The organism is Neolewinella lacunae, assembly GCF_014349155.1.
GTDB lineage: Bacteria > Bacteroidota > Bacteroidia > Chitinophagales > Saprospiraceae > Neolewinella > Neolewinella lacunae.
Map to the genome: position 1 here is coordinate 1 of NZ_JACSIT010000094.1, position 5,341 is coordinate 5,341.

The 5,341-nt window shown below is 53.1% G+C and carries 3 protein-coding genes; 2 read left to right on the top strand and 1 reads right to left on the bottom strand.

Going from position 1 to position 5,341, the window contains the following annotated elements; translation table 11 throughout:
- Positions 1-171: 171 nt before the first annotated feature.
- Positions 172-1,812, bottom strand: coding sequence for an IS1182 family transposase (locus H9S92_RS08840; protein WP_187464761.1), 1,641 nt, complete (start codon positions 1,810-1,812; stop codon positions 172-174).
- A gap of 292 nt (positions 1,813-2,104) precedes the next feature.
- Here H9S92_RS08840 and H9S92_RS08845 point away from each other — a divergent pair, with 292 nt between their 5' ends.
- Complete coding sequence (locus tag H9S92_RS08845) at positions 2,105-3,526, top strand: DUF7149 domain-containing protein (RefSeq protein WP_222936035.1); 1,422 nt, start codon at positions 2,105-2,107, stop codon at positions 3,524-3,526.
- Positions 3,527-3,529: 3 nt separating this feature from the next.
- Complete coding sequence (locus H9S92_RS08850) at positions 3,530-5,170, top strand: IS1182 family transposase (protein WP_187464761.1); 1,641 nt, start codon at positions 3,530-3,532, stop codon at positions 5,168-5,170.
- Positions 5,171-5,341 lie beyond the last annotated feature (171 nt).

Here is a 5,341-nt window from a genome sequence, read left to right on the forward strand (position 1 = left end):
GGGGCCGTCTAAAAAGTCAGCCCCAAAGCTGTGGGGTGCGCCACGGTGGCTGTGCTGGTTGCGTTCTGACACATTTAAGAAAAAATATGTGTTCCTTTTTTGGGCCTCCCCACATGCTGGGTGGGCCTTCAGGGAGTTAAAAATGCCGTCTAGACGGATTTTTGGGCCGTTTTAGGTCATTTGGGCCCTTTGTACGACCGGAGTAAGCAGACTACGCCCTTGCTCAATCGATAATTTATGTAATCGACGAAGATTTGTGGCTATCGAAAGGAGGCCCATCTCAATGTTAACCCCCGTAAGTCCCTTTAGTGTAAACCGACGTCTTCCCAGATTGGCCTTCAAGTTGCCAAAGAAGCCCTCGACTTCTGCGTTACGGCGCAGGCACTTTGCTCTACCCTCTTTCGTGCTCAGACGAGCTCGGGCTTGCTGGCGATAGCTTTGACCTTTGTGGCTAATGGTTACCACTCGGTTGCCGTCTTGTTTATGACACATCCCGCGCAAGGGGCAGCCTATGCAATTGACGGCTTTGTACTTACTTGTTTCACGGATATACCCACTTGCTGTTTTCTCCTCTCCCTCTCCACAATACGTCATATGCTGACCCATGGGGCATATCAGCACATTTTGCTCTTCGTTATAGTATAACTGGCTTGGCGCAAATGGCGCTTTAAGTACTCCTTGCTCTTCCTTGTAATAGCCCGGGTATTTGAGGTAGGCTTCTATCTCCTTGCCCTCACAATAGCGATAGGCCTCTTCGTTGCCATACCCCGCATCGGCTGTAATGGCCTTGGGCAAGTTCAATCCGATTTGGCTTAAGATCGATTCGGTGTCTTCAAGATGAGGAATGAGGCAGGCCGCATCAGAAGGCGTCTGGTGCATTGTCCAGTTTACAACAAAGTGGTTTTCCGTTCCCACTTGAGCATTGTAGCCGGGTTTTAGCTCCCCGTTGCCCAAGTGGTCGTCTTTGGGCCTCATGAACGTAGCACCATGATCCGTTTTAGAGTAAGACGACCGATCTCCCAGTAATTCTTGCTGGCGCTCATATTCCTGGAGTTTGGGCAAGGACTTGCTCTCCAGGTTTTTCAGTTTTGTCTTTGCCTTTTTGACCTCTTTGGCTTCCTCCTTGGTGCTGGGGGACTGACTTTCTAAGGCTTTGTTGAGTCGATCAATCGTTTCTTGGACTGCTGCACTGTCGCTGAGTTTGTCCCCTTGATCATCCCCATCGGCAGCTTGCTCATCCTCTTTATCCGCTTTTTCACATAAAGCGTCAATCTGAGAAACGATCATCCCTATCTGGTCTAGCACCGACTTCTTGTAACGCTCAACGTTTGACTTCCAAACGAAGGTGTACCGGCCAGCTACTGACTCCAGTATAGTGCCATCTAAAAAGTAATCATCCAGCTTGACATAGCCTTGTTCATGTAAAGTCAACAAAACGTGGGCAAACACTTCCTTTACCCGGCCACCCATGCGGTGCTTGCGAAAGTTATTGATCGTATTGTGATCGGGAGTGGACATCCCACTTAGCCACATGTAGCACACGTTCTCATAGCAAGCCTTCTCAATCGAACGAGATGAGTACACCCGATCAGAATAGGCATAAACCAACACCTTAAGCAGCATCCGAGGAGAGTACGCGCTACTGCCACCTCCTAAATAGGTGCTTAGGATCGAATCAATGTTCATCCCATCTATAATCTGGCTGATCAGCCGCGCCTTATGATGAGGCGGTACCATGTCGGCAAGATGTGGAGGGAATAGCAAGCCTTGGTTCTGGAGGTCAGGCTTGAAAACTGCTCTTTTTGTGCTCATCGGCTACGGGGATGGGAACAGCCTCAAAATACTACTTTTTCGTATTTTGTACCAGAATGCCCCCCTAGTAGACTTTTTAGACGGCCCCGATCCGTTGGAGAACTCCATGGGCTGAAGGGGTGGCCGGACCGGAGGTCCGGATCCGGGCGAGAGCAGCTGCGACGTAAAACGTCTTGACCTCAGGTATTAACCTCACAGCTGCGACGTAAAACGTCTTGACCTCACCCGCAATTTCCAAATCCCCACTATCTTGGCCGACGCCGCCCCTGCGGTACACCCACAAGCGCCCTCCATGCTCCAGATCGTTCCGCTTAAACCCGGCCAGGCCCTCGACAAAAGCTACCGCAAACAAAAAGTAGCCCGCCAGGACATCGACCGCCTCAAAACCGAACTGCCCCGCCTGCTCGACCTCACCGCCGACCACGTTGAAAGCGAAGCCACCCTGCGCGATCACCTCCAGAGTTTCCTGCGCGGACTGGCCTACCCCGCCGACGATTTCCTCGTGCAGAGCGAAGTGCGGCGCATGGACACCGTCATCCACGACGGACCCCGCAAAAAAGACCCCATCGCCGTAATCATCGAGGCGAAGACCAGCCGCAACCGCACGGAAATGTTCACCCCCGAGCGGCCCAACGCCAAAGCCCTCCACGAGCTGGCCCTCTACTTCGTCCGCGAACGCGAAGCGGGCAACACGGCCATCAAACACCTGCTCATCACCGACGGCAACCACTTCTACGTCTTTGCCGACGGCGACTTCGAGCGCCTCTTCTTCAGCAAAAAACGCTTCCTGCGCGAGCTGCTGGCCGCCGACGCCGACCCCGGCAAAAACAACCCCATCGCCTACGAAATCATCAGCCGCCACATCGCCGACCTCGCCGACGAAAAGCTGCCCTGCACCGCCTTTCAGCTGGCCGACTTCCGCCGCTACTGCGAAGACCAGGACCCGGCCACCGACGATCGCCTGATCGATATCTACAAAATCCTCAGTCCCGAACACCTCCTGCGGCGGCCCTTTGCCAACGACTCCAACAAGCTCGATAAGCGCTTCTACCGCGAGCTGCTCCACATCATGGGCCTCGAAGAACGCTACGAAGACGCCCAGAAAAAGTCGGGCAAAAAAGTCATCGATCGCCTCCCACCGGGGCAGCGCCACCCGGCCAGCCTGTTGGAAAACGTGCTGGATATGGCGGAGACCGACGACCGCTTCCGCCTCGTCCGCCACTTCAACAGCTACGGCAGCAACCGCGCCGAACGCGAATTTGCCGTCGCCCTCGAACTCTGCCTCACCTGGGTCAACCGCGTCTTGTTCCTCAAACTGCTGGAAAGCCAGCTGCTGAGCTACCACGGCGGAGACCGCCGCCTGCGCTTCCTCACCGCCGAGCTGGTGCCCGACTACGACGCGCTGCACTCCCTCTTCTTCAAGGTGCTGGCCAAGCCCCCGGCCGAACGCCAGCCCATCGTGGCCGCCTTCGCGCACGTCCCCTACCTCAACAGCAGCCTCTTCGAGCCGACGGAACTCGAGCAGCAGGTCTTGTTCGTCCACGGCCTCAAAGACCAGCACGGACTTCCCCTTGCTCCTCAGTCCGTACTCAGCACCCGCGTTCGCGCCCAATCCCTCTCCCCCAGCCCGGGGCCGTCTAAAAAGTCTACTAGGGGGGCATTCTGGTACAAAATACGAAAAAGTAGTATTTTGAGGCTGTTCCCATCCCCGTAGCCGATGAGCACAAAAAGAGCAGTTTTCAAGCCTGACCTCCAGAACCAAGGCTTGCTATTCCCTCCACATCTTGCCGACATGGTACCGCCTCATCATAAGGCGCGGCTGATCAGCCAGATTATAGATGGGATGAACATTGATTCGATCCTAAGCACCTATTTAGGAGGTGGCAGTAGCGCGTACTCTCCTCGGATGCTGCTTAAGGTGTTGGTTTATGCCTATTCTGATCGGGTGTACTCATCTCGTTCGATTGAGAAGGCTTGCTATGAGAACGTGTGCTACATGTGGCTAAGTGGGATGTCCACTCCCGATCACAATACGATCAATAACTTTCGCAAGCACCGCATGGGTGGCCGGGTAAAGGAAGTGTTTGCCCACGTTTTGTTGACTTTACATGAACAAGGCTATGTCAAGCTGGATGATTACTTTTTAGATGGCACTATACTGGAGTCAGTAGCTGGCCGGTACACCTTCGTTTGGAAGTCAAACGTTGAGCGTTACAAGAAGTCGGTGCTAGACCAGATAGGGATGATCGTTTCTCAGATTGACGCTTTATGTGAAAAAGCGGATAAAGAGGATGAGCAAGCTGCCGATGGGGATGATCAAGGGGACAAACTCAGCGACAGTGCAGCAGTCCAAGAAACGATTGATCGACTCAACAAAGCCTTAGAAAGTCAGTCCCCCAGCACCAAGGAGGAAGCCAAAGAGGTCAAAAAGGCAAAGACAAAACTGAAAAACCTGGAGAGCAAGTCCTTGCCCAAACTCCAGGAATATGAGCGCCAGCAAGAATTACTGGGAGATCGGTCGTCTTACTCTAAAACGGATCATGGTGCTACGTTCATGAGGCCCAAAGACGACCACTTGGGCAACGGGGAGCTAAAACCCGGCTACAATGCTCAAGTGGGAACGGAAAACCACTTTGTTGTAAACTGGACAATGCACCAGACGCCTTCTGATGCGGCCTGCCTCATTCCTCATCTTGAAGACACCGAATCGATCTTAAGCCAAATCGGATTGAACTTGCCCAAGGCCATTACAGCCGATGCGGGGTATGGCAACGAAGAGGCCTATCGCTATTGTGAGGGCAAGGAGATAGAAGCCTACCTCAAATACCCGGGCTATTACAAGGAAGAGCAAGGAGTACTTAAAGCGCCATTTGCGCCAAGCCAGTTATACTATAACGAAGAGCAAAATGTGCTGATATGCCCCATGGGTCAGCATATGACGTATTGTGGAGAGGGAGAGGAGAAAACAGCAAGTGGGTATATCCGTGAAACAAGTAAGTACAAAGCCGTCAATTGCATAGGCTGCCCCTTGCGCGGGATGTGTCATAAACAAGACGGCAACCGAGTGGTAACCATTAGCCACAAAGGTCAAAGCTATCGCCAGCAAGCCCGAGCTCGTCTGAGCACGAAAGAGGGTAGAGCAAAGTGCCTGCGCCGTAACGCAGAAGTCGAGGGCTTCTTTGGCAACTTGAAGGCCAATCTGGGAAGACGTCGGTTTACACTAAAGGGACTTACGGGGGTTAACATTGAGATGGGCCTCCTTTCGATAGCCACAAATCTTCGTCGATTACATAAATTATCGATTGAGCAAGGGCGTAGTCTGCTTACTCCGGTCGTACAAAGGGCCCAAATGACCTAAAACGGCCCAAAAATCCGTCTAGACGGCATTTTTAACTCCCTGAAGGCCCACCCAGCATGTGGGGAGGCCCAAAAAAGGAACACATATTTTTTCTTAAATGTGTCAGAACGCAACCAGCACAGCCACCGTGGCGCACCCCACAGCTTTGGGGCTGACTTTTTAGACGGCCCC